The organism is Mesorhizobium sp. M1307 (assembly GCF_040318155.1).
Classification (GTDB): Bacteria; Pseudomonadota; Alphaproteobacteria; order Rhizobiales; family Rhizobiaceae; genus Mesorhizobium.
In genome coordinates, this window is record NZ_JAMYLR010000007.1 from 152,060 (window position 1) to 177,053 (window position 24,994).

Sequence of the window (24,994 nt, forward strand, 5' to 3'; positions counted from 1 at the left end):
AGGTTCGGCTGGATGACGTTCAAATCAGTGTCACGCCGGCATCGCGCATCCGGCCCAGCATCCTCTCCACGGAGCCGTTGAGGTCGATGCCGCGGCAGGCGTCGAGCCGCACGGACGTCTCAAAACCGAGCTTGACCGCGTCGAGCGCCGAAAAGGCGACGCAGAAATCCGTCGCCAGGCCGACCAGGGTCAGCGTCTCGATGTTCCGATCCCGGAGATAGCCGGCAAGGCCGGTCGGCGTCGTCCGGTCGTTCTCGAAGAATGCGGAATAGCTGTCGATCGCAGGACGGAACCCCTTGCGGATCACCAGCTCGGCCTTGCTCCAGGCGAGGCCCGAATGGAAATCCGATCCCAGGCTGCCCTGGATGCAGTGATCCGGCCACAGCGTCTGGTGGCCATAAGGCACGTCGATCGTTTCGAACGGGTGCTTGCCGGGGTGGCTGGAGGCAAAGCTCGAATGGCCGGCAGGGTGCCAGTCCTGCGTCAGCAGGACGTGCTCGGTCCGCCGGATCAGGTCATTGACCAACGGCACGATTTCGTCGCCACCGGCCACTTCAAGGGCGCCACCCGGGCAGAAATCGTTCTGCAGGTCGATAACGACAAGCGCTTCGTCGGCCATGGAGCCTCCTTATTTTCTTGGTCTTGAGCTTAGGCTCCAATGAAAACGCGACCGGACGCAGAAACTTGACCAGATGGCCGGCTGCGTCAACCTCTCATGGCATAACAAACGCATTCCGGGTGCACCGGTGCCAACAGTCGTGCAAACTCTGGCTTTGACAATTCCTGCCGGCTTGATATCATTTGCATACGAATGAATTTCCTGCCTTGAATGCTCGGGAAAATCTTTCGGCAGGATCCCCTCTCGGGAAGCCCATTCTGGGAAGGCAAAGCGTGATCCGTTACGCAAAACCCACCACGGTCGACGATGCCCTCGCTTTGCTGGGCGAAGGGCAATGGCGCATCCTCGCCGGCGGCACCGACTTCTATCCGGCACAGGGCAGCAAGCCTTTCCGCGACAATGTCCTCGATATCAATGGCCTGGTGGCATTGCGCGGCATTGCCGAAGCCGAAAACCATTGGCTCGTCGGCGCACGCACCACCTGGACCGATCTCGTCCGCCATCCTCTGCCGGCGGCTTTCGACGCGCTGAAGCAGGCGGCGCGGGAAGTCGGCTCGGTGCAGATCCAGAACGTTGCCTCGATTGCCGGCAATCTCTGCAACGCCTCGCCGGCCGCCGACGGCGTGCCGGCGCTGCTGGTGCTCGATGCCGAAGTCGAACTGCGTTCCGCTGTGGCGACCCGGCATCTGCCCCTTGCAGAATTCATCCTCGGCAACCGTCGCACCGCACTGCAGCCCGGCGAAATGGTCACGGCAATCCGCATTCCCAAACCCGCGACCGCCGGCAGCTCCGCCTTCGTGAAACTCGGCGCGCGGCGTTATCTCGTCATCTCCATCGCCATGGCCGCCGCACGCCTGGCCGTCGAAGATGGTATGGTCAGGAACGCGGCCGTCGCCGTCGGTTCCTGCTCGGTTGTCGCCAGGCGCCTGGCGGGTGTCGAGGCGGCGCTACGCGGCCGGCCCGTCGGCCACGCGCTGGCCACTGCGATCCAATCCGCACCGATGGACGAGCTGTCGCCGATCGGCGACGTGCGCGGCAGCGCCGAATATCGGCTGGACGCTGCGCGCGAGATCGTCGCCCGCGCCGTGCTTGGTGCGATGGGCGCTGTTCCCGACGAAAGGGCGGCGGCCTGATGGGCATGGAGCGCGCCGACATCGCCTTCGAAGTCAACGGCGCCGCCGTCAGCGTTTGTGTGCCGCCGGTGCGGCGGCTGTCCGCGGTGCTGCGCGACGAGTTGCGGCTGACCGGCACCAAGATCGGCTGTGATGCCGGCGATTGCGGCGCCTGCACGGTGCTGGTCGACGGCGAGCCGGTCTGCGCCTGCTTGATGCCCGCGGCTTCCGCCTCCGGCACCGTGGTGACGACAGTCGAAGGCCTCGCCAATGGCCGGTTGTCGGCGCTGCAGGCTTCGTTCCTCAGCCATGGCGCAGCGCAATGCGGCGCCTGCACGCCCGGCCTGCTGGTCGCGGCAACGGCACTCCTGGACAGGACGCCTTGCCCGAGCGAGGCCGAAACGCAGGATGCACTGGGCGGCGTGCTCTGCCGCTGTACCGGCTACCGCAAGATCGTCACCGCGGTGATGGATGCCTGGCGCCACGCCGACGGCCTCGATCAGCGCATGCCATCCTCTGGCCATGCCGTCGGCTCCTCCCCGATCCGCCTCGATGGCCTTCCGAAAGTCACTGGCGGCGAAAAATTCGGCGGTGATTCATTCCCGGCTGACGCATTGTCGGTGCTGGTGGTCCGCTCGCCGCATTATCGTGCCGCTTTCACTTTTGGCGACCTCGGCAGTTGGGTGAAATCCCGTCCCGGCATTGCCGGCGTCTTCACCGCCGCCGACATTCCGGGAAAGAATTGTTTCGGCGTCATCGCGCCCTTCGCCGACCAGCCGGCGCTGGCCGAAGGGGTTTCGCGCTTTCGCGGTGAGGCGGTGGCGCTGGTTGCCGGCGAACGCGAGGCTATCCTCGATCTCGACCTTGCCGATTTTCCTGTCAGTTGGACCGAGTTGCCGCATTTTCTGGAAACTGGCGAAGCGCAGGCCGGCGGTGCGCCACTGGTCCATGAAAACCGGCCCTCGAACCTGCTCACCTCCGGCTTCGTCGAGCGTGGCGACCCGGAAGCCGCGCTTGCCGGTGCGGCTTTCGTCGTTTCCGGCGCCATCGACACCTCCTATGTCGAGCACGCCTATATCGAACCGGAAGCCGGCTATGCCTTCATGGACGGCGACACGCTGGTGGTCGTCGCCTGCACGCAGGCGCCCTATATGGACCGCGACGACACGGCAAAAGTGCTCGGCCTTGCCCCGGAAAAGGTGCGCATCGTGCCGACCGCCACCGGCGGCGGCTTCGGCTCCAAACTCGACGTCTCGCTGCAACCGCTCATCGGCCTCGTCGCCATGAAAACCGGCCGGCCGGCGGCGCTCGCCTACAGCCGCACCGAATCGATGATCTCGACCACCAAGCGCCATCCGGCTCTGATGAGAGCGAGCATCGGCGCCGATGCCGACGGCCGTGTCACCGGCATGGTCTTCGCCGGCGATTTCAACACCGGCGCCTATGCCAGCTGGGGGCCGACGGTCGCCAACCGCGTGCCGGTGCACGCCTCCGGCCCCTATGCGACGCCGAACTATCGCGCCGAAGGCCGCGCCATCCACACCAACGGCCCGATTGCCGGCGCCTTTCGCGGTTTCGGCGTGCCGCAGGCGACGATCATGCAGGAGACCCTCTATGACGAGCTGGCCGACAAGCTCGGCATGGATCGGCTCGCCTTTCGCCTGAAGAACTGCCTTCGGAACGGATCCGAAACAGTCACCGGCCAGCGGCTCGAGTCGGGCGTCGGCATCGCCGACTGCCTCGAGGCCCTCCGTTCACATTGGCAGCGTGCCGTTCGCGATGCCGAAGCGTTCAATGCCGGTAGCAGCATCAAAAAACGCGGCGTCGGCATCGCTTCTTGCTGGTACGGCTGCGGCAACACCTCGCTGCCCAATCCGTCGACCATCAAGGTCGGCATCTCGGCATCGGGCGCAGTCGTCCTGCATCAGGGTGCGGTCGATATCGGGCAAGGCTCGAACACTGTCATCGCGCAGATCTGCGCCGATGCGTTGGGTCTTCCGCTCGAAAAATTCCTGCTGAAAGGCGCCGACACGGCGATCACCCCCGACGCCGGCAAGACCTCGGCCTCGCGCCAGACCTTCGTCACCGGCAAGGCCGCCGAAAAGGCCGGCCGCGCCTTGCGCGAGGAGATCTTGCGTTTCGCCAATGTCTCGGAAAAGGCGGCGATTGCGCTGGACGGCACAAGCCTGAGCATCAGGGAAGGCGAAGCGACCCGCCGCGTCGATCTTTCCTCGCTGAAGGCAGACCCCGAAGGCTTTGTCTTTCGCGCCGAGGAAAGCTACGACCCGCCGACGCTGCCGCTCGATGCCAAGGGCCAGGGCAAGCCTTATGCCGTCTATGGCTATGGCGCCCAGATCGCCGAACTGGAGGTCGACCTCAGGCTCGGCACCGTGAAGCTTATAAAAATCACCGCCGCTCACGATGTCGGCAAGGCCATCAACCCTTTACTGGCAGAGGGCCAGATCGAGGGTGGAATCGCCCAGGGCATCGGCATGGCGCTGATGGAGGAATTCATCCCCGGCCGCACCGAAAACCTGCACGATTATCTGATCCCGACGATCGGCGACGTGCCACCGATCGAGACCATCCTGATAGAAGTTCCGGATCCGGAAGGACCCTTCGGCGCCAAGGGTTTGGGCGAGCATGTGCTGATCCCGACGGCGCCGGCGATCCTCAACGCCATCCGCCACGCCACCGGTGTGCTGGTCACCAAAATTCCGGCGACGCCGACCCGCATCCGCGCCGCCATCCTCGACAAGGAGGCGCGCCGATGAGCGAGCTTGCCGAACGCTTCGAGACGCATGATCCCGGCGAGAAGCTGGTGGCCGAGAAGATCCGCTGCGATGCCTGTCCGGTCATGTGCTACATCGCCGATGGCCGCACCGGCGCCTGCGACCGCTACGGCAATGTTGGCGGCAGGATCGTGCGGATGGATCCACTGACCATCCTCGACCACGCGGCCGAGACCGGCGCCGCAATCGTACCCTTTGCCGAAGAAGGCGAGGCATGGGACGGCGAACTGGTCAACACCGGCCGCCGCTTCGTCACCGCCATCGGCGCCGGCACCACCTATCCCGATTACAAGCCGGCGCCCTTCATCGTCAGCCAGGAGGTCGAGGGCGTCGATCTGGTCACCGTCGTCACCGAGGGCATCTTCTCCTATTGCGGCGTCAAGGTGAAGATCGACACCGACCGTCATATCGGCCCCGAAACGGCGACGGTCCGTGCCCAAGGCGAGGCGATCGGCCATGTCACGACCGGCGAATACGGCTCGCAGATGCTGTCGCTGGGCGGCGTACATCATTTGACCGGCGGCTCGAAGGCTGAAGGGCGCGCCACCTGCGACGCCATGCTCGCCCTGTGCAACCGCAAACCGGTTGAACTCGTCATCGACGGCGGCGCCACCGTCATCGTCGAAGCCGGCAAGCCGCCGGTCATCGACGGCAAGCTCGAGCAGCGGATGCGCGTCGGCTGCGGTTCGGCTACTATAGGCATGTTCGCGACCCAATGGCGCGGCCTTGTCGACGAGGTGGTGGTGGTCGATGACCACATCACCGGCGTCGTCTCCGAGCATCAGGCCGGCAAGGTGCTTGGCTGGCAGGATACCGGCATCAAGATCATCGGCCGCCGTTCGACGCCGGGCCGTTATTTCAAGGTGTCGGAGCCCGGCCTCGGCTGGGGCGGCACCAGCATTTCCGACCCGCTGTCGATCCTTGGTGAATGGAACGCCAAAAAGGGTGCGCGCCCCGGCATGTCGCTGCTGATGGTCTCGACCACCGGTGAGCAATTCGCCTATTACGAGCTCGACGACGAACTGAAGCCGGTCCAGAAACCGTTCCCGGAGCGGCTGCGGAAGTCGGTCGAACTGATCGAGGACAATTGCGAGCCGGCGCTCTGCACCGTGCTTTTCGTCGGCGGCGCCGGCGGCTCGCTGCGCGCCGGCGTCACCGAGAACCCGGTCAATCTGACCCGCTCGGTGCAGGGCTTGACGACCTATGTGACGGTCGGCGGCGCGCCGGTCTATGTCTGGCCGGGCGGCGGCATCACGCTGATGGTCGACGTCACCCGCGTGCCGGAAGGCGCCTTCGGCTATGTGCCGACCCCGGCGCTGGTGGCGCCGATCGAGTTCACCATGCGCCACGACGATTATGTCAGGCTTGGCGGCTACGAAGGCGAAATCCGCAGCGTCGACGATATCCTGGCCAAGGGCGGCGAATATCTCAATCCGCGCCGCGGCACGGCCGCACCCCGTGACAATCCCTGGCCGCCGCTGGCGCAGTTGCGTCGCGCGGTCGCAAACGGGGCCGGGCGATGAACGGCCCGCAGGCGCATTGGCTCGAGGACGGCCGGAGGCTTCATCTCAATCATGGGCCGATCGACCTGATCGTCGAGGCATTCGGCGAGGCGAGTGAATGCAGCGCCGCATATCGCCAGGCAGTGGCGCGCTTCCAGACAATCCTGCCCGAACTGGTCGAAGAGTTGCCCGAACTGCGGCGCCCGGCCGCCTCGCGGCCACGTGCTTTCGCTGGCCCGACGGCGCGCCGCATGGAAGCGGCGGTCGTTCCGCTAGCGAAACAATTCATCACACCGATGGCGGCCGTCGCCGGCTCGGTAGCCGACGAAGTGCTTGGCGCGCTGCTTGCCGGCCGCCCGCTCGAGCGCGCCTATGTCAACAATGGCGGCGACAGCGCGATCTATCTCGGCCACGGGCAGTCGATGACGCTTGCCATTGCCGGGACAGGTCATGGGTTGGCAGATCGTCTCACGATCCGCCCCGAAGACGGGATCCGCGGTGTCGCGACAAGCGGTTGGCGCGGCCGCTCCTTTTCGCTGGGCATCGCCGACGCGGTCACGGTGCTGGCGCGAACGGGTGCTGAAGCCGATGCCGCCGCGACCTTGATCGCCAACGCCGTCGACCTGCCCGGTCATCCGGCCGTTAGGCGCGTACGGGCGCGTGATCTCGCACCTGACAGCGACCTCGGCGACCGTTTGGTGACGCAGGGCGTGGGGCTGCTTTCCGCCGCTGAAATCGCTATTGCGCTGGAAGGCGGATTTGCCGTTGCCGAGGAGTTTCGGCGGCGCGGCCTGATTGCCGCCGCGGCGCTTTTCCTCGGCGGTCAGGCGCGCATCGCAGGTCCGATGGCGCTCGCCAATAAAGTTTTAGAGAGGGAAATTGCTCATGCCTGAGTTTCCGATCCGCAAGATCGCCGTGCTGACCGAAGAGATTTTTCACGAAGGCGGGCCGGTGGCGAAGGTGCCGCGGCGCCGCGCGGCGGCCATGGCTGTGGTCAAGAACCCGTTCGCCGGCCGTTACGTCGAGGAACTGCAGAGCGCCATGGAGGATTTGAAGCCGCTCGGGCTGCTGCTCTCCGACAGGCTTATTGCCGCATTGGGCGGCGACGTCAAACAGATCGACGGTTACGGCAAGGGCGCCATCGTCGGCATGGCGGGCGAGCTGGAGCATGGCGCGCTGTGGCATGTGCCGGGCGGCTATGCCATGCGCGAACGGCTCGGCGACGCCAAGGCGATCGTGCCCTCGGCGAAGAAGGTCGGCGGCTTCGGCGCGCGGCTCGATGTGCCGCTCGGCCACATCAACGCCGCCTATGTGCGCAGCCATTTCGATGCCATGGAAATCGGCATCAGCGATGGCCCCCGTCCCGACGAGATCCTGTTTTGCCTAGCCATGACCTGCGGCCCGCGCGTGCACGACCGCATGGGTGGGCTGGCGGCCAAGGACATTAAGGCATGGGATGGGCTGCGGTGAGCGCCGAGGACAATCTGCTCAAGCTGGTCGAGGCCGAGGAGCCTGACGAAAACGACTATCGCTTGCAGGAGCAGGTCGGCTTCATCCTGCGCAAGGCGCATCAGCGCCATGTCTCGATCTTCGCCGCACACATCGCCGATCTGACGCCGCCGCAATTTGCCGCTTTGGCCAAATTGCGCGACGTCGGCGAGACCTCGCAGAACCAGCTTGGCAGCCTGATCGCCATGGATGCGGCGACCGTGAAGGGCGTCATCGACCGGCTGAAAGCGCGTGGCTTTGTCGAACTTAGCAAACACGAAATCGACAAACGGCGCCTGCTGGTCAATCTGACCGCCGAGGGGCGCGACGCGATCGAGCAGCTGATTCCGCTTGCCCGTGAGATTACGCAGGAAACGCTGGCGCCGCTTTCCGCCAAGGAAGCGGCCATTTTCATGAAGCTGCTGGCCAAGCTGGCTTGAGCTGCTGCCTGCCGGCATTTGGTTGTTGTTCCTGCCGGGCGCTGAGCGCCCGGCAGGAAAGCCTCGTCTCAGAGGCCGTTGTCCTTCAGGATCTGGGCGGCATTTTCCTTGGTGATCTTCTGCGTCGGCAGGGTGATGGTCTTTTCCACCTTCTCCCCGTTCAGGAACTTGATCGCCTGCCGCAGCCCTTCGGCGCCCGGCGTCACATAAGTGAACGTCGCCGTCAGCTCGCCATTGGCGACGAGCTGCACGCCTTCATTGGGCAGGCCGTCGATGCCGATGAACTTGATGTCCTTCTCACGTCCGACGTCCTTGGCGGCAAGATAGGCGCCATAGGCCATCGGATCATTGTGGCCGTAGACGAGATCGATCTTCTCGTTGTTGCGCAGCGCCGTCGCCATGATGTTGTAGGCCTGGTCCTGCTTCCAGTCGCCCGACTGTTGGTCGAGCAGGTATTTTATGCCCGGCTCCTTGTCGGTGAATTCATGGAAACCGTCATGGCGGTCGTGTGCCGGCTGGGTGCCCATGCCGCCCCAGATCTCGACGACGTTGCCGGCGGCCTTGCCCTTGCCGCCAAGCAGCTCGACGGCATATTCACCGGCAGCCCGGCCGATCAGCTTGTTGTCGCCGCCGACGAACTGCGTGTAGTCGTTGGTTTCGACGTTGCGGTCGAGCACGAAGACTGGGATCTTGGCATCGATCGCCTGCTGCACGACACCGGTCAGGCCGGCGGATTCTTTCGGTGATACCAAGAGCGCATCGACCTCCTGACGGATAAGGTTTTCGACATCGGCGACCTGCTTCTCGGTCTTGTCCTCGCCGTCGGTGATGATCAGCTCGACTTCCGGATGCTTGGCCGCTTCGGCCAGGATGTCCTTGTTGAACTGGGCGCGCCAGGGTTCGATGGTCGTCACCTGCGAGAAGCCGATCTTCCACTTCTTGTCCTGCGCATGGGCGCCGCCGGCAAGCATGGCGGTCGTGGTCAGGAGTGCCGCTGTCAGCCCGGCGAGCTTCAACAATTCACGTCGTTTCATTTCTTGTTTCCTCCAATATTCAGAGACGCGGTCTCTTGCGACGGCCGCTTTGCCGCGGCCGTTTCCTTGTGCGCTTGCCCACCGGGCAGTCGCAGATAGAAAAGAAGATCACCGGCACTGCGCTCCTGTACGAGCACGGTACCGATGATGATCATCCCCTTCAGCACCAGCTGAAGATTCGAATTGATGTTGTGCAGCTGCAGGATGTTGGAGAGCAGCCCGAAGATCAGCACGCCGCAGAACGTCCCGGTGAGGCTGCCGCGTCCGCCCATCAGGCTGGTGCCGCCGATGACCACGGCGGCAATCGCGTCGAGCTCCAGCCCGGCGCCGGCGTCCGGCTTGCCTTGCCGGTACTGCGCGACATAGAGCACCGCCGCGATGCCGGCCAGCAGCCCTGACACGGCATAGGTGGCGATCTTCACGCGGCCTGCGGCGATGCCCGACAGCCGCGCCGCCTCCTCATTGCCGCCGATCGCATAGACATAGCGGCCGAACGGGGTGAAGCGCAGCACGGCGCCGTAGATCAGGATGGCGCCGAGGAAGAACAGGCCCGGCATCGGGATCACGCCGAATACCAGCGAGCGCAGCATTTCGAAATCGGCGGTGGCATTCGAGCCGGTGTAGACCGGCAGCACCGCATTGTTCTGGCCGGCCGTCAGCCGGGCGATGCCGAGCGCAGTGACCATCATCGCCAGCGTCACGATGAAGGGCTGCAGCCGCCCGGCGACGATGATGAAGCCGTTGAGCGCGCCGAACAGCAGGCCGACGCAAGGCGCCACCAGCAGCACGCCGAGCACGCCGAATTTTGAGCCCACCTGCGGCAGCAGGAACCACAGCACCAGACTGCACAGGATCACCCCGACAATGCCGGGTGTCACCAGCCCGCGAACGCTGTCCAACCTGATGTCGTGCGTGGCCTGCGCGCCGGCGCGGGATTTTTCGATGTTCAGCAGGATGAAACGAGTGACGAGGATGCCGAGGCAAAGGGCTGCCAGGGCAACTGTCGGCACCCCCAGCACCACCGCCGGCGTCACGCCGGGGACCGTCAGCAGCATGGCACAGACGACCGTGCAGATAGCCATCAGCGAGCCGACGGAAAGGTCGATACCGCCGGTGATGATCACCGCAGTCATGCCAGTGGCAATCAGCCCGGTGGTCGACACCTGGCGCAGCACATCGAGCAGGTTGCCGTAGGACAGGAAGATGTTGTTGCCCTTGGAGCTGATCGGCGAGCCGAGCACGCCGATCAGGAAGATGGCGATCAGGCCCCAATAGAGCTTCGTCCGGGACAGGATATGCAAAATGCTCATGCGGCAGGCCTCGTCATCGTCCGTCGCGGCGCCGCAAGCCGCATGATGGCCTCCTCGCTGGCTTGCGCGCGGGACAGGATTCCCGTCTGGCGGCCGTCGGCCATGACCAGGATACGGTCGGAAAGATGCAGCAGCTCCGGCAATTCCGAGCTGATGACGGCGATCGCCAGCCCGTCTCGCGCCAGCTTGAAGATGAGATCGTAAATTTCCCGCTTGGCACCGACATCGATGCCGCGTGTCGGCTCGTCGAGCAGCAGCACCCGCGGCCTCGTCGCCAGCCATTTGCCGATGACGACCTTCTGCTGGTTGCCGCCGGACAGCGTGCCGGCCGGCTGCTCGACGGTCTCGCAGCGAATGCCGAGCGCCTTGACGGCGTCCCGTGCCAGCCCTTGCTCACCGGCCAGCGAGCGCACGCCGAACCGCGCCAGCGCGCCGACCAGCGGCAGCGCGACATTGTCGGTGATCGAGGCCTCGAGATGCAGGCCTTGCGTCTTGCGGTCTTCCGTGACCAGAGCGATGCCGAGCCGGCGCGCATCGCGCGGCGAACGGATTTCTACTGCCTCGCCATCGAGCCTGATCTCACCGCCGGCGCGTCCGCCGCTGGACCCGAAGATGGTTTCCAGGATTTCGGTACGGCCCGAGCCCAGCAGCCCGCCGATACCGAGGATTTCTCCTGCGGCAAGATCGAAGCTGACGCCGTCGAGCACGGTGCGCCAACCATGGCGATTGGGCTTCGACAGCGACAGCTCGCTTACGGACAGGACGGTGTTGCCACCGGGGATGCGGTGCTCCTGGGAGGAAGCAAGCAGGTTTCGCCCGACCATCGCCGAAATTATGGCGTCTTCGTCGAGCTTGTCCATCACCCGCGTCAGGACGTGGCGTCCATCGCGAAACACGGTGACGCGGCTGGCCAGATGCATGACCTCGTCGATGCGGTGCGAAATGTAGACGATCGCCACGCCGCTGTCGGCGAGCTGGCGGATGATGCGGAACAGCCGCTGGCATTCGGCTGGCGAAAGGGCGGAGGTCGGCTCGTCCATGATCAGGATGCGTGCCGACATCGACAGCGCCTTGGCGATCTCGACCAGTTGCTGTTCGCCGACGCGCAAGGCACCGACGCGTGCATCCGGGTCGAGCTCGATGCCGAGCCTTTCCAAGAGCGTTCCGGCGGCGCGGCTGCTCGTCTTGCGGTCGACGATCAGTCCGGCGATCAGCTTCTCGCGGCCGAGAAAAATGTTGTCGGCGACGCTGAGTTCGGGGACGAGGTTCAGCTCCTGGTGGATGATGGCGATGCCGGCGCGCTCGGCCTCGCGGACGCCGGTAAAGCGCACCGGGTGGCCATCGATACTGACCGTTCCGTTATAATCCGTGTAGACGCCGGACAGGATCTTCATCAGCGTCGACTTGCCGGCGCCGTTCTCGCCCATCAGCGCATGGACTTCGCCGCGCCGCAGCTCGAAGCCGACATCGACGAGTGCCGCGATACCGCCGAAGGATTTGGAGATGTGCTCGGCCCTCAGCACGATAGCCGAGCCGTCCGCCGTAGCGCCTTCCGCAGGGATGGAATTGCCGTGCTGCATGACAAGGACGGCCTCCCTCCGTCGTCACCTAACGCCTCAAACGCTAATCTAAACGTTTCGATCATGTCAAGCCAATATCTGGAGCGTAAGATTGTTCCATTTCAATTCTTGCGCAAAATCATAAGATTCCGTACGTATTGCTGCCGCGGAGTGGTGAAACGTTTCGAAAATGACAGCGTCAGGACGAAAAAAGCAGCGCAAATCCACTGCACCGACCATGCTTCATGTGGCCGAGGCGGCGCGTGTTTCCGTGGCCACCGTATCGGCGCTGATCAACGGCACCGCGACCGTCAGCCCCGAGCTCAGCCAGCGCATCGAACAGGCGATCCGCGACATCGGCTACAAGCGCAACGCCATTGCCCGCAGCCTGAAGATGGGCACCACACGCACCATCGGTCTTACCGTCCCCCATATCACCAATCCGTTCTTTACCGACGTGGTTTCGGTCATCCAGCAGGCTTTCGACAGGGCCGGCTACGCCGTCATGCTGTGCTGCACCGACGAGCACCTGAACACGCAGGACGACCAGATCAGGCTGCTGCTCGACCGCATGGTCGACGGACTGATCGTCGCGCGTGTCGGTGACGGCGCGATCCTCAAACGGATTGTCGACGACGCCAATGTGCCCGTCGTGCTGCTCGACCGTGTTTGCCAGGGTGTCGACACCGATGCCGTCGTTCTCGACAATCAGCGCGCGGTGTTCGACGCCATCACTTACCTGATCGATCTCGGCCATCGGCGCATCGGCTACATCTCCGGCTCGTTCGATATCTCGCCGATGCATGACCGCATGGCGGGATACCGCGAGGCCCTCCAGGCCGCCGGCCTGCCGGCCGAGGCCGAACTCGTCCGCTTCGGCAACTTCCATGAAGTAGACGGCTACAACGCCACCATGCAGCTGCTTTCGCTGCACGACCGGCCGAGCGCCATCTTTTCGGCCAACAACCCGATGGTGATCGGCACCATGAAGGCCATTCGCGATATCGGCCTGTCATGTCCGGAGGATATTTCGGTCGCCTGCTTCGACGACTTTCCGTGGTCGGATGTGTTCCGGCCGCAATTGACCACGGTCGCACAGCCGGTGCAGGCGATTGGCGAACAGGCGGCCAATCTGCTGCTCGACCGGCTCGCCGGAAACAGGGATGCGCCGCCGCGCAAGCTGACGCTCAAGGGACGCTTGATGATCCGCAATTCATGCCGTCCGCTAGGTGCGACTGCGCAGAGTGTCAGCGCGTAGCGCTTGGGCTCTGTTCAGAAACTTTGCAATGCCGGACGGACAGCGCTCCCTCTGTCCTGCCGACCCCGGGCCTTCGCAGCCACTACGGGCGTTCGTCTTTCGAAAACCGAGCAATTGAAGGACGCGGCGCCGATCGAGCCAAGTGGCCAACAATCAGCCAGCCGACAGTCAGGAAAATCTTGGCAATCGAAGCATGTCGGTTTAGGAATATGACGAGATGCGGCTGATCGCCCACACGGGCGCCGGCTTGAGTCATGCGCGTGAAATCGATCCTAATCGGGCTGGTACTTGCTGGGATGGTCGCATTCTTCGGCTGCACCACCGGCGGCGCATTTAAGACTTTCCCCTCGGCCTATGGCGGCCTCACCGACGCCGGTTTTCGCGTTCCGCCGGTTCCGATCTACAAGGTCGACCAAAAGTTCCGTCGGCAGACAGTGCCTTATGCAACTGACGAGGCGCCTGGCACCATCATTGTCGATACAGGAGCGAAGTTTCTCTACTACGTGTTGGGAGACGGTCAGGCACTGCGCTACGGCATCGGCGTCGGCAAGGCGGGCTTCGAGTGGCATGGCACTGCTCACGTTGCAAGGAAGCGCGAATGGCCAGATTGGAGCGCGCCGTCCGCGATGATCGTGCGCGAGCAGAAGCGAGGCCGCATCATACCGGCCCATATGGAGGGCGGACTCGTGAACCCGCTCGGGGCGCGGGCGCTTTATCTTTTCAACGAGAAGGGTGACACTGGATATCGCCTGCACGGTAGCCCCGAATGGTGGTCCATCGGCAAAGCCGTGTCTGCGGGCTGCATTCGCCTCATGAACCAGGACATCATCGATCTCTATGACCGCGCCACAATCGGCACCAAGGTGATCGTCATTTAGTGGACGCCGCGTTTCCCGCTAACGGACGAGCATGACGGATCGAAAACCTCCGCGCAAAACGCGCGAAATGTTCGCTATGTTTTCGCACACCTGTTCGCGATCTCCCTGCCTAAGGCCGGCCTTGCCCGCAACAGTGGCAAGTGGCGAACCAACTCTCAGGCAGCTTCCGACAGCGATTTGTGGGCGTCGGCCAGGATCTCGAACGAGCGCACCCGCGCCGCATGGTCGAAAATCTGCGCTGTGACCATCAGCTCGTCGGCGCCGGTGCGGCGCACAAACGCCTCGATGCCTTGCCTGACTGTTTCCGGGGAGCCGACGACGGCGCAGGAAAGCGCTTGGCCGAGCATGGTCTTGGCCATTGGATCGAGGTCGCGCTCATATCCTTCGACCGGCGGCGGCAATCGGCCGGGCCGGCCGGTGCGCAGATTGACGAAGGCCTGCTGCAGCGAGGTGAACAGCAGCCACGCCTCGGCATCGGAAGGAGCGGCGAAGACGTTGAGGCCGAGCATCACATAAGGCTTGTCGAGCTGCTCCGAAGGCTGGAAACGCGAGCGGTAGATCTCCGGAGCATGGTCGAGCTCGGCCGGCGCAAAATGCGAAGCGAAGGCGTAGGGCAGGCCGAGCATGGCGGCAAGCTGCGCGCCGTAGAGGCTGGAACCGAGAATCCAGATCGGCACCTTTTCGCCTTCGCCGGGCACTGCGCGGATGCGTTGGCCGTCTTCGGCCGGCTGCAAGTAACCCATCAGCTCGATGACGTCCTGCGGGAAATTGTCGGCGCCAGCGTCGAGGTTACGGCGCAGCGCCCGTGCCGTGGCCATGTCGGTGCCGGGCGCCCGGCCGAGGCCGAGATCGATGCGGCCAGGATGCAGAGCGTTAAGCGTACCGAACTGCTCGGCGATGACCAGCGGCGAATGATTGGGCAGCATGATGCCGCCGGCGCCGACGCGTATCGTATTGGTGCCGCCGGCCACATGGGCAATGACCACCGAGGTGGCGGCGCTGGCGATGCCCGGCATATTGTGGTGCTCTGCCAGCCAATAGCGCCGGTAACCCAGCCGCTCGGCATGACGGGCGAGATCGAGCGAATTGGCGAGTGACTGTGAAGCGTTGCTGCCTTCGACGATCGGCGACAGGTCGAGAACGGAAAGAACGGTCATCGGCGCGGGTTTCCTGTGGGCCGAAGGGATGTAGGAAGCCGTTGCCGAGGCGGCAAATTCAAAATGTTGATGGAGCGCTGAGGGCACAACGGACGTGCGACCGATGCAAGGTCGTGATCTGCACCATCGGGGGGACGCTTTTGACCCTTTAAGCCGCTACTTGTTCACCTCGGAAATCTCGTCGTCCTCGATCGCTGCCGTGTGTTGCGCCGCCAGGAAATTGCCGACATGGCTGAGACCGTCGAAATGATCGCAGAACACCTTGATGACGACCAGCAGCGGCACCGCCAGCAGCGCGCCGACAAAACCCCATAGCCACGACCAGAAGGCGATGGCGATGAGGATCGCCACTGCGTTGATTTCGAGACGGCGGCCGACCACCGTCGGCGTCACGAACTGGCCTTCGACGATGTAGCATAGAACGACGAAGGCCGGCGCCAGCAGCGCGTAGGAAATCGTGTCGAAGCTTATCAGCGCAATGATCGTGACCAGCGTGATGGTGATTAACGCTCCGATATAGGGCAGGAAATTGAGCAGAGCCGCTGCCGCGCCCCAGACCTGCGCGTTTGGCACGCCGAGTGCCCACAGGCCGAGCCCGATGACCACGCCGAGACATGTATTGATGATCGTGACGGTAAGCAGATAGTGCGAGATTTCACGTTCGACGTCGTAGACGACACGCAGTGCCCGCTTCTTTTCGCTGAGACTGGGGAAGGATTGGACGATCTTTTCATAGAACATCGTGCCGGAGGCGAGCAGGAACAGCGACAGGACGAAGACGATGGTGACGCTGGTGCCGGCCGACAGTACATTGCCGGCGGCCTGCGAGAGAATACCGGATGGCGCCATCGCCACCCTCTGAACGCCCGGCTCCTGGGATGTCTGCGTCAGTCCCTCTATCTGGCGCGAAACCTCCACGATCCTTTCGAACGGACGGCGCAGTTGTGCCAGACGTTCGGTAAGCTGCTGGCCGATCGTCGAGGTGTTGTTGATGAGATCGATGACCGGGCCGCTGAGCAGATATCCCGCGACGGCGACGAGGCAGAACGAAAGCAGCACCAGCAGTGTCGCCGAAATGACATCAGGCATGCCATGCTTGCGCAGGAAGCGAACGATCGGCGTCAGCGTTAGCGCCAGCAGGAAAGCCAGAATGACCGGCATGAAGAAGGCGCGGGCGAAGTAAAGCGCGTAGATCGCCATGAGGATGAAGATGCCGACGAGCAGCGAACGCATCAGATGCGCATCCGCCCGCGCCTCGACGCGCGGATCCGGGCTTTCGGCAGCGCTTGCGCCCGAAGCGTCGGGTTCGGCTTTCATTCTGACCCTCGGCGGCACACCGCGATTGGTGCAGACCGTTGGCGAAAACGCCTCTGTCGCTTCAAGGTTCCGTTAGCCGGCGTCACCGGCAAAGCCGCCTCGCGGCCTTGCCGGTGAATCAGGTGACTGGGAATCAGGCAACCGGCGCCGCCACGGCGGGAACGGCCTTCGCAGTTTCCCGGCGCACGATCGGCGCCACTTTGGTGCCGTAGAGTTCGATGGCCTTCATCACCTTGGCGTGCGGCATGGTGCCGATCGCCATTTGCAGCAGGAAGCGGTCGTTGCCGAATATCCTGTGCTGGGCAATGATCTTCCCGGCCACCTGTTCTGGATTGCCGACGAACAGCGCGCCGTTTGGGCCGCGCGATTGGTCGAAATGCGCCCGCGATGTCGGCCCCCAGCCGCGCTCGCGGCCGATGCGGTTCATCACCTCGGCCTGCGGCCCGTAAAAATCGTCGGCTGCCTGGTCCGTGGTGTCGGCAATGAAGCCGTGCACGTTGAGACTGGTGGCAAGGCTTGCCGGATCGTTGCCGGCGCGCCTGGCTGCATCCCTGTAGATGTCGAACAGCGGTGCGAACCGCGCCGGCTCGCCACCGATGATCGCCAGTGCCAGCGGCAACCCGAGCACACCCGCGCGGGCGACGGATTGCGGTGTTCCACCGACGGCGATCCAGATCGGCAATTTGTCCTGCAAGGGCCGCGGATAGACGCCGCGGTTGTGGATCGGCGCGCGCAGACTGCCCGACCAGGTCACCTTGACATGATCGCGGATGGCGGCAGCAGGTCGAGCTTCTCGGCGAAGAGCTCGTCATAATCTTCGAGATTGTAGCCGAACAGCGGAAAGGACTCGATGAACGAGCCGCGCCCGGCCATGATCTCGGCACGGCCGCCGGACAGAAGATCGAGGGTGGCAAACTGCTGGAAGACGCGCACCGGATCGTCGGAGGACAGCACGGTGACAGCGCTGGTCAGCCTTATGCGCTTGGTCTGTTCGGCCGCCGCCGCTAGCGCCACCACCGGAGCCGAGGCAGCATAGTCGGGACGGTGGTGCTCGCCGAGACCAAAGACGTCCAGCCCGACCTGGTCGGCGAGCTCGATCTCCTCGATCAGGTTGCGCAACCGCTCATGCGCACCGATCGCACCGGGACCTGGTTCCGGGCTGACGTCGGCGAAGGTGTAGAGACCGAGTTCCATAGTGTGTCATCTCAGCGTTTTGTCTTGGCGCTACACGTAGCGATCAGTCCGCCGCCCCGCCAGATGCCTGGATGGTGAACAGTGCGGGTGCCTTTCAGCCGAATTCAATCGAAATGGCGTCTCCCGGCTGCAACAGATCAGAATTTCATGGCTGGCATACCGTTTTGGCGCTTGAACTCTCGGTTTTCGCGCGTATGTAAGCCTCGCAAATTGACTTCAGGGAAGTGGACTTGGCTATCTATAGGGAAAAAGACGTTTTCGAGCGGCGCAATGCCGCAAACGAGGCAAAGAAGGCGCTTCTGGAGCGCTTCAAGGCAAAGCCGGCGGCAGATGATCCAGCGGTGCTGGCACGACAGGCCGAGCGCAAGGCGATCCTCGAGGCCCGCGCGATACGCGAGGCCGAAAAGGCCAGGCTGAAGCAGGAAAAGCTGGCGCGCGAAGCGGCCGAAAAGGCCGAGCGCGAGGCAGCTGCCGAAGCGGCACGCATTGCCGCGGAAGAAGCCGCACAGGCCGAAGCGAAGATCCGGGAAGCTGAAGAGAACGAGCGCATCGCCCGTTTTCTTGCCGACGAGGCCGAACGCAAGGCCAAGCGTGATGCGCGCTATGCGGCGCGCAAGCAGCGCACCGGCAGGACGCCGCCCGGCTTCTCCGCGCGATAGCGCTTTCCGGCGCCGATCAGCCGAATTCAAGAATCAGGGCCGCCTTGCAGCGGCCCCGAACGCGTTCGTCTGTCAGAATCGGCTAAGCCGGAGCTTCAGTCCCATGATGCCGCAGACGATTAGCGCGATGCAGGCCAGCCTGATCGCCGTCGCTGGCTCGCCGAGCAGCCATATCCCCAACAGCGCCGTGCCGACGGTGCCGATGCCGGTCCACACCGCATAGGCGGTGCCGACCGGCAATGCCTTCAGCGCCAGGCCGAGCAAGATCAGGCTGACGATCATCGAGGCTACCGTCAGGACGGTCGGCAGCGGCTTCGAGAATCCGTCGGTGTATTTGAGGCCGATCGCCCAGCCGATCTCGAACAGGCCGGCGAACAACAGGAAAATCCACGACATCGGAACGCTCCGTTTCGATGGCTTCCGGGCGATTTCTTGAAAAGCGCAAAAATTGCCTTCGCCGCATCCATAGGGGATGCGCGTGAGCTTAGTGAACAATCATACCGGCCGCGTTTGCGGCCGGTCGAAATAAGCCGAAACGGTAGCTGCGGCTCTACTTGTCCTTCAGCTTCATCGCCTTCACCGGCGGTGCCTTCAGGGCCGGCGCCGGCGCGGGTTTCTTCGCGTCCTTCTTCGGCTTGCGGGCTTCCTTGCCTGCCTTCATCGCACCCTTAGCCATGATTCGTTCCTCCAGTTGACGTCTGGCGAAGTGAAACAAGAGAAAACGCTCGACTGCAAGAGGCCGCTGCCGTGCAGTCGCCCTGGCCGATGGCTGTCAACCGGTTTCTAATTCCCTCGTAAACCGCAGCGGTCCGTGCCATGGTCTTCTTCGCACTGCAGCATCAGCCCTTGCGTTTCGCCGGCTGATGATCGGGCAGGCCGGTCAGGACGACAATGCGGATCCACATCGGTTGCCAGATGAGCTTCGACTTCCCGCAGGAAACACCGCTGATCGCGATGCTAAACGTCCATTATTCGCGCGCATCCGATCTTGAGCGGCCGGACTTCCTGACGTCGAACCCGCCGGTGCCGATCGAAAGCTACCGCGACAGTTTCGGCAATTGGTGCAACCGTCTCGTTGCGCCGGCCGGGCGCTTTGCGTTCGGCACGGACGCGGTGATCCGCGACCCCGGCTCCTTCGAGACGCGCGAGCTGACGGCGTGGCAGCACGAGGTGCGCGATCTGCCGTCGGAGACGCTGCTGTTCCTGCTGCCCAGCCGTTATTGCGAGAGCGACGTGCTGTCGAATGAAGCGTGGCGGCTGTTCGGCAGCACCCCGCTCGGCATTCCGCGCGTCCAGGCGGTCTGCGACTTCGTCCATAACCACATCGCCTTCAACTATTTCAATGCACGGCCGACACGCACCGCCGCCGAGGCCTATCGCGAGCAGAGTGGTGTATGCCGCGACTTTGCTCACCTCGCTGTTGCCTTCTGCCGCGCCCTGAACATTCCGACCCGCTACTGCACCGGCTATATCAGTGATATCGGCCTGCCAAAGCCGTGGTCGGACATGGATTTCGCGGCCTGGATGGAGGTCTATCTCGGCGGCCGCTGGCACGCGTTCGACCCGCGCAACAACGCGCCGCGCATCGGCCGCATCCTGATTGCCTCCGGACGCGATGCCGCCGATGTGCCGCTGACCCACATTTTTGGGCCGGGCGCGCTGGCTGGCTTCAAGGTCTGGACGGACGAGGTCGTCGAATAGCCCGTCGCGCTGCGCTTTTGAACAACTGACCTTGTGAACAACTGGGCACTTCGGGCGTTGTGAGAGCTGTGGAGCGTGGGCGGGCGCTCCGCCAATCTCGGTGCATCAACCAAGGCAGCACACCATGGCGGCGCATGGCGGGTCGAAAAAAGTGATCTATGCGGCGCTCGCCGGAAATCTTGCGATCGCACTGACCAAATTTGCCGCTGCCTTGTTCACGGGCAGCTCGGCAATGCTCTCGGAAGGCGTCCACTCGCTCGTCGATACCGGCAATGGCAGCCTGCTGCTTTACGGCATGCACCGTGCCGCCCGGCCGGCCGACCGCACGCATCCGCTCGGCCATGGCCGCGAGCTGTACTTCTGGAGCTTCATCGTCGCGCTCCTCGTCTTTGCACTGGGTGCCGGCATATCGTTCTACGAAGGCGTGACGCACATCATGGCGCCGGAGCCGATCGCCAACGCCAAGGTGAACTACGCTGTCCTCGGCCTTTCCTTCCTCTTCGAAGGCACCTCTTGGCTGGTGGCGCTGAAGGAATTCCGCCACCAAAAAGGCAGCCACGGCTGGCTCGAGGCGGTGCAGCTCAGCAAGGATCCGAGTGTCTACACCGTACTCTTCGAGGACAGCGCGGCACTTCTCGGCCTCGTTGTCGCCTTCGCCGGCATATTGGCGGCGGAACTGCTGGACATGCCGAAGCTCGACGGCGCCGCGTCGATCGGCATCGCGCTGATCCTGGGCGGGACCGCGATCTTCCTGGCGCGCGAAAGCAAAAGCCTGCTGCTCGGCGAGCCGGCTTCGCCCGAGGTGCAAATGAAAGTATTGGACATCGTCCAGCAGGACCCGGCGGTGCAGCGGGCGAATGGCGCGCTGACGCTGCATATGGGTCCGCAGGAGATCGTCGCCGCTCTGAGCATCGAGTTCGAGGACCACTTGTCGGCGCCCGAGATAGAGACCTGCGTCGAACGCCTCGAGACGCGGCTGAAAGCGGAGATGCCGGAGGTGACGCGGCTGTTCGTCAAGCCTCAGACCACCGGTACCTGGGAACGCCGGAGCAAGGCCTTGGCGGCGTCCGGAGGGGAACCGGCCTAAGGAAAATGGCTTGAGGAAATCGATGCGCCATCGGGCAGTCCCGGTTATGATCGCGGGCAAAAGCTCCAGGAGGAACGAAGATGAAAATCCACGGCGCGTGTCATTGTGGCACTATCACTTACGAGGCCGAAGTCGATCCGGAAAAGACCACCATTTGTCACTGCATCGATTGTCAGAAGCTAACCGGAACGGCCTTTCGCGTCACCGTGCCGGCGTCCGAGGACAATTACAGGATCACCAAGGGCACGCCGAAGATCTATATCAAGACCGGTTCGAGCGGCGCCAAGCGCGCCCAGGCATTTTGCGGTGAGTGCGGCTCGCATCTCTACGCCACGTCGGCGGGCGAGGGACCGAAGGTTTACGGTATCAGGGTCGGCACGGCACGGCAGCGCGAGCAACTGGTGCCGAGAAAGCAGATCTGGCACCGCTCGGCGCTGCATTGGCTGCCGGAATTCGAAGGCACAACCATCATCGAGGAGCAGTAGCGCCAGACCCGGACGAAGCCTCCGGTTCCGGCGCAGCTCTCAATCGTCGCCTTCGACGACCCTTAGCCTCAACTGCCCGGTTTTCGAATCGGCGACGCGCGGGCTGCTTTCCGCTTTTGCTCCGCTGCCATTCGAACCAGCGGTGTCCTCCGCCGGCTGCACGCCAAACTCCAGCGCCTCGATCTTTTGTCCGCGCCTGGTCACCTTCGATGTCGAGACCAGAATGTCGTCGATATCCTTGGCCGATTGGCCAAAATGCGTCTGCAATTTGCGCACCCGCTCGTCTAGCCGGGAGACGTCTTCCATCAGCCGGATAACCTCGCCCTGAATCAGGTGTGCCTGCTCGCGCATGCGGGCATCCTTGAGGATCGCCTGGATGACCTGGATCGACAACATCAAAAGCGATGGCGAGACGATGACGATCCGCGAGCGATGCGCCTTCTGGACAACGGCCTCGAAATTCTCGTGGATTTCGGCGAACACCGATTCCGAAGGCACGAACATGAAGGCGGTGTCCTGCGTCTCGCCCTGGATCAGGTATTTTTCGGAAATATCGCGGACATGCACCTCGATGTCGCGGCGGAAAGCCTGTGCGGCGGACTTCTGCAGTTCGGCGCCTTCGGCGGCCCGGATGGCATTCCAGGCCTCGAGCGGAAACTTTGCATCGACGGCAAGCGACGGTGCGCCGTTCGGCATCTTCACCAGGCAGTCGGGCCGGCTGCCATTCGACAAGGTCGCCTGGAATTCATAGGCGCCGTGCGGCAATCCGTCGGCGACGATGGCTTCCATACGCGACTGGCCGAAGGCGCCGCGCGTCTGCTTGTTGGAAAGGATCGCCTGCAATTGCACGACCTGGCCGGCCAGCGACTGGATGTTGCCTTGCGCGATATCGATGACCGCCAGCCGTTCCTGCAGCTTGGCGAGGCTCTCATGCGTCGATCTCGTCTGCTCGGTCATGGTCTGGCCCAGGCGGCCTGTCATGGCATCGAGACGCTGGCCGATCGACTGTGTCAGTTCGGCCTGGCGCGCCCCGAACACTTCGGCGATGGCGCCCATGCGGCCCTGCATTTCCGCCTGGCTTGCCAAGATACCAGCCATCCGCACCTCGGCGTCGCGGGCGTGGTCGGCGGCTTCGGCGGCCGCCACTGCACGCGCCTTGGCCGATCGCCAGAGCGCAACGACGAGCGCCACGAACAGGCCGAGGAACAGCATTGCGCCGAAACCCAGGGCTTGGCCGAGCGTGATCGTGGTGGCGCCGAGGCGGGCGACAGGTTCGGACAGGATGGTGGCCAGATCGTTCATGTCGACAGCATAGATGATTCGGTCTGCCGGCACAGATCAAAACGTGAACGACCCGAAGGCGCCCCGGTTGACGCTTTTCCTGCGAGGTCTTAGGTGAGACGCCATGTCGATCAAGCCGCTTATCATCCTTCCCGATCCCGTCCTGCGCCAGGTTTCAAAACCGATCGAGCGTGTCGACGGGGATTTGCGCAAACTGGCCGGCGACATGCTGGACACCATGTATGACGCGCCCGGTATCGGCCTCGCGGCGATCCAGGTTGGCGAACCCTTGCGCATGCTGGTGATCGACCTCGCCAAGGAGGACGAGACGCCGGCGCCGCACGTCTTCATCAATCCCGAAATCCTTGAAAGCTCCGACCAGCGTTCGGTCTATGAGGAAGGCTGCCTGTCGATCCCCGATTACTATGCCGAAGTCGAGCGCCCCGCCGCGGTGCGGGTGAAATATCTCGATCGCGACGGCAAGCTGCAGGAGATCGAGGCCGAGGGGCTGATGGCGACCTGCCTGCAGCATGAAATCGACCACCTCAACGGCGTGCTGTTCATCGATTACATCTCCAAGCTGAAGCGCGACATGGTGGTCAAGAAATTCAAGAAGCTCGCCAGGGACAAGGCGCCGGGCAAGATGGTGGGGTAGGCGTCGACGAATGCCCCTGCGTGTCATCTTCATGGGTACGCCCGAATTCTCCGTGCCGACGCTGCGGGCGATTGCCGGGGCCGGGCACGAGTTGGCAGCCGTCTACACGCAGCCGCCGCGCGCCGGCGGCCGGCGCGGGCTCGAACTGACGCCGTCGCCGGTGCAGCGCGAGGCGGAGCGGCTTGGCATCGAGGTGCGGTCGCCGGTGTCGCTGAAGGGCGAGGCGGAGCAGGAGGCGTTCCGCGCCTTGGGTGCCGACGTCGCCGTGGTCGTCGCCTACGGGCTGCTTCTGCCTAAACCCATTCTCGAGGCGCCGCGGCTCGGTTGCCTCAACGGTCACGCATCGCTATTGCCGCGCTGGCGCGGCGCTGCCCCTGTCCAGCGCGCCATCATGGCCGGTGATACCGAAACGGGCATTATGGTGATGCGGATGGAGGAAGGCCTCGACACCGGGCCGGTGGCAATGGTTGAAAAATGTCCCATTGGACCCGACATGACGGCCGGCGATCTGCACGATCGGCTGATGGTCTTGGGTGCTGCGCTGATCGTGCAAGCGCTCGAACGGCTGGAGCGGAATACGCTGACATTTACCACACAGGCGGAGGTGGGGGTGACCTACGCCAAGAAAATCGATAAATCGGAGACTCGCATAGACTGGCTGCGACCTGCCGGCGACGTGCACAACCAGATTCGCGGCCTGTCGCCCTTTCCCGGTGCATGGTGCGAGGCCGAAATCGGCGGCCGCGTGGAACGGCTGAAACTGCTTCGCTCGACGCTCTCGCAAGGCGCCGGCGAACCGGGAGGAATTCTCGATGACCGGCTGACGGTCGCCTGCGGGTCAGGCGCGATCAGGCTGGTCGAAGTTCAACGTGCGGGCGCAAGGCCCATTGCCGCGCAGGAGTTTCTGCGCGGGGCCAAGCTCGAAAAAGGAATGAAATTGTCATGAGCATGATGTCCATACGCGCGGCGACGCCGCGGGACCGCGAGGCGATCCGCCTTGTCGAAGAACACGCATTCGGCCAGCAGACGGAGGCCGGACTGGTCGACGCGCTGGTCACCGGCGGTGATGCCGTCGTCGAACTGGTGGCGGACGAAGACGGGCAAGTGGTCGGCCATATCCTGTTTTCACGGCTTTTCGTGCAGAATGGCGGCAAGAGCTTCCCGGCGGTGGCTTTGGCTCCTTTGGCGGTCGAGCCGTCGTTCCACGGCACCGGCATCGGCGGTGCGCTGGTCCGCGAGGCGCATATCCGCCTGAAGGCTGCTGGCGAGACGCTCGCCGTGGTGCTCGGCGATCCGGCTTACTATGGCCGTTTCGGCTACAGCCGCGCCCGTGCAGCAAAATTCGAGAGCGACTACCAAAGCGAAGCCCTGCAGGCGCTTGCCTGGGGCGAGGCGCCGGAGACCGGCAGGCTGGTCTACGCCTCGGCCTTCGGCTCAGCCCTCGCCGCCTGATTTCGCCTCGATCC

24 protein-coding genes and 1 pseudogene are annotated in these 24,994 nt (G+C 63.8%); 15 read left to right on the forward strand and 10 right to left on the reverse strand.

The genetic code is table 11. The features are described from left to right. Positions 1–19: 19 nt before the first annotated feature. Complete coding sequence (pncA, locus tag NKH16_RS11720) at positions 20–619, reverse strand: bifunctional nicotinamidase/pyrazinamidase (protein ID WP_023676971.1); 600 nt, start codon at positions 617–619, stop codon at positions 20–22. 272 nt (positions 620–891) lie between these two features. Here pncA and NKH16_RS11725 point away from each other — a divergent pair, with 272 nt between their 5' ends. From NKH16_RS11725 to NKH16_RS11750, 6 genes are read left to right on the forward strand one after another with little or no spacing between them, the layout of a single operon-like run. After that, positions 892–1,752 carry an FAD binding domain-containing protein gene (locus NKH16_RS11725; RefSeq protein ID WP_352539932.1) on the forward strand — a complete coding sequence of 287 codons (861 nt, stop codon included), beginning with the start codon at positions 892–894 and terminating at the stop codon, positions 1,750–1,752. Next, positions 1,752–4,505, forward strand: coding sequence for a molybdopterin-dependent oxidoreductase (locus NKH16_RS11730; RefSeq protein ID WP_352899467.1), 2,754 nt, complete (start codon positions 1,752–1,754; stop codon positions 4,503–4,505). The genes NKH16_RS11725 and NKH16_RS11730 overlap by 1 nt, the downstream gene beginning before the upstream one ends. After that, a complete protein-coding gene (locus tag NKH16_RS11735) occupies positions 4,502–6,046 on the forward strand; it encodes a 6-hydroxynicotinate reductase (protein WP_352449457.1) in 1,545 nt (514 codons plus the stop codon). Before NKH16_RS11730 ends, NKH16_RS11735 begins: the two co-directional genes overlap by 4 nt. Continuing rightward, positions 6,043–6,918 (forward strand): UPF0280 family protein, encoded by an 876-nt coding sequence (locus tag NKH16_RS11740; RefSeq protein WP_352834685.1) that lies wholly within the window; start codon positions 6,043–6,045, stop codon positions 6,916–6,918. The genes NKH16_RS11735 and NKH16_RS11740 overlap by 4 nt, the downstream gene beginning before the upstream one ends. Further along, positions 6,911–7,495, forward strand: a complete 585-nt coding sequence (locus NKH16_RS11745; RefSeq protein ID WP_023676966.1) for an amino acid synthesis family protein — start codon at positions 6,911–6,913, stop codon at positions 7,493–7,495. The genes NKH16_RS11740 and NKH16_RS11745 overlap by 8 nt, the downstream gene beginning before the upstream one ends. Further along, positions 7,492–7,953 carry a MarR family winged helix-turn-helix transcriptional regulator gene (locus tag NKH16_RS11750; protein WP_352449630.1) on the forward strand — a complete coding sequence of 154 codons (462 nt, stop codon included), beginning with the start codon at positions 7,492–7,494 and terminating at the stop codon, positions 7,951–7,953. The genes NKH16_RS11745 and NKH16_RS11750 overlap by 4 nt, the downstream gene beginning before the upstream one ends. A 68-nt stretch (positions 7,954–8,021) precedes the next feature. Here the strand turns inward: NKH16_RS11750 and NKH16_RS11755 are convergent, their stop codons facing one another. The 3 genes from NKH16_RS11755 to NKH16_RS11765 are packed head-to-tail and all read right to left on the reverse strand — an operon-like array spanning position 8,022 to position 11,877. Then, complete coding sequence (locus NKH16_RS11755; protein ID WP_254815861.1) at positions 8,022–8,987, reverse strand: substrate-binding domain-containing protein; 966 nt, start codon at positions 8,985–8,987, stop codon at positions 8,022–8,024. Then, on the reverse strand, positions 8,984–10,297 hold the full coding sequence (locus NKH16_RS11760) for an ABC transporter permease (protein WP_023676963.1): 1,314 nt from the start codon (positions 10,295–10,297) through the stop codon (positions 8,984–8,986). The genes NKH16_RS11755 and NKH16_RS11760 overlap by 4 nt, the downstream gene beginning before the upstream one ends. After that, positions 10,294–11,877, reverse strand: coding sequence for a sugar ABC transporter ATP-binding protein (locus NKH16_RS11765; RefSeq protein WP_352449455.1), 1,584 nt, complete (start codon positions 11,875–11,877; stop codon positions 10,294–10,296). The genes NKH16_RS11760 and NKH16_RS11765 overlap by 4 nt, the downstream gene beginning before the upstream one ends. 217 nt (positions 11,878–12,094) lie before the next feature. On the opposite strand from NKH16_RS11765, the gene NKH16_RS11770 reads away from it, so the two are divergent. Continuing rightward, positions 12,095–13,114: a LacI family DNA-binding transcriptional regulator gene (locus tag NKH16_RS11770; RefSeq protein WP_352449454.1), complete on the forward strand. Its 1,020-nt coding sequence runs from the start codon at positions 12,095–12,097 to the stop codon at positions 13,112–13,114. A gap of 254 nt (positions 13,115–13,368) precedes the next feature. Further along, positions 13,369–13,992, forward strand: coding sequence for a L,D-transpeptidase (locus NKH16_RS11775; protein ID WP_352899471.1), 624 nt, complete (start codon positions 13,369–13,371; stop codon positions 13,990–13,992). Positions 13,993–14,147: 155 nt separating this feature from the next. Here NKH16_RS11775 and NKH16_RS11780 read toward each other — a convergent pair whose 3' ends face one another. From NKH16_RS11780 to NKH16_RS11790, 3 genes and pseudogenes are all read right to left on the reverse strand, one after another. After that, positions 14,148–15,149, reverse strand: a complete 1,002-nt coding sequence (locus NKH16_RS11780) for an LLM class flavin-dependent oxidoreductase (RefSeq protein ID WP_352899474.1) — start codon at positions 15,147–15,149, stop codon at positions 14,148–14,150. Positions 15,150–15,305: 156 nt separating this feature from the next. After that, positions 15,306–16,466, reverse strand: coding sequence for an AI-2E family transporter (locus NKH16_RS11785; RefSeq protein ID WP_352899477.1), 1,161 nt, complete (start codon positions 16,464–16,466; stop codon positions 15,306–15,308). Positions 16,467–16,599: 133 nt separating this feature from the next. After that, positions 16,600–17,660 (reverse strand): annotated as a pseudogene (locus NKH16_RS11790) (LLM class flavin-dependent oxidoreductase). A gap of 230 nt (positions 17,661–17,890) precedes the next feature. Between NKH16_RS11790 and NKH16_RS11795 the strand changes: the two are divergent. Beyond that, positions 17,891–18,319: a DUF6481 family protein gene (locus tag NKH16_RS11795; protein ID WP_023718183.1), complete on the forward strand. Its 429-nt coding sequence runs from the start codon at positions 17,891–17,893 to the stop codon at positions 18,317–18,319. A 72-nt stretch (positions 18,320–18,391) separates the two neighbouring features. Here the strand turns inward: NKH16_RS11795 and sugE are convergent, their stop codons facing one another. Both sugE and NKH16_RS11805 read right to left on the reverse strand, forming a co-directional pair. Continuing rightward, positions 18,392–18,715: a quaternary ammonium compound efflux SMR transporter SugE gene (sugE, locus tag NKH16_RS11800; RefSeq protein ID WP_352899479.1), complete on the reverse strand. Its 324-nt coding sequence runs from the start codon at positions 18,713–18,715 to the stop codon at positions 18,392–18,394. 154 nt (positions 18,716–18,869) lie between these two features. After that, on the reverse strand, positions 18,870–18,995 hold the full coding sequence (locus NKH16_RS11805; protein ID WP_013528464.1) for a hypothetical protein: 126 nt from the start codon (positions 18,993–18,995) through the stop codon (positions 18,870–18,872). Positions 18,996–19,210: 215 nt separating this feature from the next. Between NKH16_RS11805 and NKH16_RS11810 the strand changes: the two genes are divergently transcribed. From NKH16_RS11810 to NKH16_RS11820, 3 genes are all read left to right on the forward strand, one after another. After that, positions 19,211–20,020: a transglutaminase-like domain-containing protein gene (locus NKH16_RS11810; RefSeq protein WP_352455958.1), complete on the forward strand. Its 810-nt coding sequence runs from the start codon at positions 19,211–19,213 to the stop codon at positions 20,018–20,020. A gap of 124 nt (positions 20,021–20,144) precedes the next feature. Further along, on the forward strand, positions 20,145–21,107 hold the full coding sequence (locus NKH16_RS11815) for a cation diffusion facilitator family transporter (RefSeq protein WP_352899482.1): 963 nt from the start codon (positions 20,145–20,147) through the stop codon (positions 21,105–21,107). Between the two features lie 80 nt (positions 21,108–21,187). Next, a complete protein-coding gene (locus NKH16_RS11820; protein ID WP_352899484.1) occupies positions 21,188–21,592 on the forward strand; it encodes a GFA family protein in 405 nt (134 codons plus the stop codon). A gap of 39 nt (positions 21,593–21,631) precedes the next feature. Here NKH16_RS11820 and NKH16_RS11825 read toward each other — a convergent pair whose 3' ends face one another. Beyond that, positions 21,632–22,894 carry a DNA recombination protein RmuC gene (locus NKH16_RS11825; RefSeq protein ID WP_352455962.1) on the reverse strand — a complete coding sequence of 421 codons (1,263 nt, stop codon included), beginning with the start codon at positions 22,892–22,894 and terminating at the stop codon, positions 21,632–21,634. 103 nt (positions 22,895–22,997) lie between these two features. Between NKH16_RS11825 and def the strand changes: the two genes are divergently transcribed. From def to NKH16_RS11840, 3 genes are read left to right on the forward strand one after another with little or no spacing between them, the layout of a single operon-like run. Beyond that, entirely contained in the window at positions 22,998–23,528 is a 531-nt protein-coding gene (gene def / locus NKH16_RS11830; RefSeq protein ID WP_352744265.1) for a peptide deformylase, read from the forward strand. A gap of 16 nt (positions 23,529–23,544) precedes the next feature. Beyond that, a complete protein-coding gene (gene fmt, locus NKH16_RS11835) occupies positions 23,545–24,474 on the forward strand; it encodes a methionyl-tRNA formyltransferase (protein WP_352744374.1) in 930 nt (309 codons plus the stop codon). Then, on the forward strand, positions 24,471–24,980 hold the full coding sequence (locus NKH16_RS11840) for a GNAT family N-acetyltransferase (RefSeq protein ID WP_352455966.1): 510 nt from the start codon (positions 24,471–24,473) through the stop codon (positions 24,978–24,980). The genes fmt and NKH16_RS11840 overlap by 4 nt, the downstream gene beginning before the upstream one ends. Positions 24,981–24,994 lie beyond the last annotated feature (14 nt).

Excerpts from the sequence above, each read along its gene's own strand:
- pncA (WP_023676971.1), bottom strand. The coding sequence starts at position 619 with ATGGCCGACGAAGCGCTTGTCGTTATCGACCTGCAGAACGATTTCTGC.
- NKH16_RS11730 (WP_352899467.1), top strand. The coding sequence starts at position 1,752 with ATGGGCATGGAGCGCGCCGACATCGCCTTCGAAGTCAACGGCGCCGCC.
- NKH16_RS11735 (WP_352449457.1), top strand. The coding sequence starts at position 4,502 with ATGAGCGAGCTTGCCGAACGCTTCGAGACGCATGATCCCGGCGAGAAG.
- NKH16_RS11740 (WP_352834685.1), top strand. The coding sequence starts at position 6,043 with ATGAACGGCCCGCAGGCGCATTGGCTCGAGGACGGCCGGAGGCTTCAT.
- NKH16_RS11745 (WP_023676966.1), top strand. The coding sequence starts at position 6,911 with ATGCCTGAGTTTCCGATCCGCAAGATCGCCGTGCTGACCGAAGAGATT.
- NKH16_RS11755 (WP_254815861.1), bottom strand. The coding sequence starts at position 8,987 with ATGAAACGACGTGAATTGTTGAAGCTCGCCGGGCTGACAGCGGCACTC.
- NKH16_RS11760 (WP_023676963.1), bottom strand. The coding sequence starts at position 10,297 with ATGAGCATTTTGCATATCCTGTCCCGGACGAAGCTCTATTGGGGCCTG.
- NKH16_RS11765 (WP_352449455.1), bottom strand. The coding sequence starts at position 11,877 with ATGCAGCACGGCAATTCCATCCCTGCGGAAGGCGCTACGGCGGACGGC.
- NKH16_RS11770 (WP_352449454.1), top strand. The coding sequence starts at position 12,095 with ATGCTTCATGTGGCCGAGGCGGCGCGTGTTTCCGTGGCCACCGTATCG.
- NKH16_RS11775 (WP_352899471.1), top strand. The coding sequence starts at position 13,369 with ATGCGCGTGAAATCGATCCTAATCGGGCTGGTACTTGCTGGGATGGTC.
- NKH16_RS11780 (WP_352899474.1), bottom strand. The coding sequence starts at position 15,149 with ATGACCGTTCTTTCCGTTCTCGACCTGTCGCCGATCGTCGAAGGCAGC.
- NKH16_RS11785 (WP_352899477.1), bottom strand. The coding sequence starts at position 16,466 with ATGAAAGCCGAACCCGACGCTTCGGGCGCAAGCGCTGCCGAAAGCCCG.
- sugE (WP_352899479.1), bottom strand. The coding sequence starts at position 18,715 with ATGTCGTGGATTTTCCTGTTGTTCGCCGGCCTGTTCGAGATCGGCTGG.
- NKH16_RS11805 (WP_013528464.1), bottom strand. The coding sequence starts at position 18,995 with ATGGCTAAGGGTGCGATGAAGGCAGGCAAGGAAGCCCGCAAGCCGAAG.
- NKH16_RS11810 (WP_352455958.1), top strand. The coding sequence starts at position 19,211 with ATGCGGATCCACATCGGTTGCCAGATGAGCTTCGACTTCCCGCAGGAA.
- NKH16_RS11815 (WP_352899482.1), top strand. The coding sequence starts at position 20,145 with ATGGCGGCGCATGGCGGGTCGAAAAAAGTGATCTATGCGGCGCTCGCC.
- NKH16_RS11820 (WP_352899484.1), top strand. The coding sequence starts at position 21,188 with ATGAAAATCCACGGCGCGTGTCATTGTGGCACTATCACTTACGAGGCC.
- NKH16_RS11825 (WP_352455962.1), bottom strand. The coding sequence starts at position 22,894 with ATGAACGATCTGGCCACCATCCTGTCCGAACCTGTCGCCCGCCTCGGC.
- def (WP_352744265.1), top strand. The coding sequence starts at position 22,998 with ATGTCGATCAAGCCGCTTATCATCCTTCCCGATCCCGTCCTGCGCCAG.
- NKH16_RS11840 (WP_352455966.1), top strand. The coding sequence starts at position 24,471 with ATGAGCATGATGTCCATACGCGCGGCGACGCCGCGGGACCGCGAGGCG.